Origin of the sequence: Thermomonas beijingensis (assembly GCF_020034655.1) — a bacterium.
In the GTDB taxonomy this organism is placed as follows: Bacteria; Pseudomonadota; Gammaproteobacteria; order Xanthomonadales; family Xanthomonadaceae; genus Thermomonas; species Thermomonas beijingensis.
The window spans coordinates 1-834 of the sequence record NZ_JAIQDJ010000045.1 but is presented as its reverse complement, the minus strand read 5'-3'; the positions used below and the strand labels follow the sequence as shown (position 1 = coordinate 834).

Sequence of the window (834 nt, the reverse complement as noted above, 5' to 3'; positions counted from 1 at the left end):
AAGGCTGAAAGTGCCGATGGCAGCAGCAACAAGCAAGATCGGAACGGCGCCAATTACGAGGAAAAATCGAAACTTTGGATTTCTGAGGATTTGCAACATTGGTTTCGTGCGCACCTAACACCTGAGTTAAGCCGAATTGTGTAGCGGAAGCAAACACATGGCAAGCTTAATCTGCCATGTGTTTGATGTAGCGAAACAATTTCGGCTTGAACGAATTGTTAGGCCGCAGTTGCATTAGTTCTTGAGAAATGTGACCCGGACTATCTTACCGTCCTTGATTTCATAGACGGCAACCGCCTCTAGAGTGCCCTCTGCCGGTGGTGGTGCCACGACACGCTCATGGTCTATGACGAACCCCCCAAAGGTGATTCGCTTGATGATCTCGGCGTGCAAACTAGGATTGCTGAAGCGCAACTGATACCGAGTGCGCATTTCGGCTTTGCCTGTCTGCGTGACATGATCGGGGTAGTTTGCAAGGACTGCATCCTCAGCGTAGAAACTAAGAAAGCCTTCTAGATCCCTACGGTTGTAGGCGGCAAGTTGAGCGTCGACAATTGCCTCGGGTGTTGCGTTCTGGCCTAAGGCTGTTGCGGTTGTTGCGGTTGTCGCGTCGCCAGCGATTGCTGGGGTCCACGGCGAACACGTAACGCAGAACAAGCTGGCGATAACCTTGGTACGGAAATTTTTGATGAGCGACATGACCTTCACCTGCGGCCTAACGCCTGAGTTAAGCCGACCTGCGTAGTGGCGGCGGCGGAGTGCTAGCGTACCGCAAGCACGCAGGCGCCGCCACGAAGCGGGGTCGGCTTGAACGAATTGTTAGGCCGCGCCCCA

1 protein-coding gene is annotated in these 834 nt (G+C 53.7%); it reads right to left on the bottom strand.

Annotation, left to right across the window (positions count from 1 at the left end; genetic code table 11):
• Window positions 1-234: 234 nt before the first annotated feature.
• Entirely contained in the window at window positions 235-699 is a 465-nt protein-coding gene (locus tag K7B09_RS13085) for a nuclear transport factor 2 family protein (protein WP_223629905.1), read from the bottom strand.
• Between the last annotated feature and the right edge of the window lie 135 nt (window positions 700-834).

What these genes read in the sequence shown, in the direction of transcription:
- K7B09_RS13085 (WP_223629905.1), bottom strand. Translation starts at nt 699, where the DNA reads ATGTCGCTCATCAAAAATTTCCGTACCAAGGTTATCGCCAGCTTGTTC.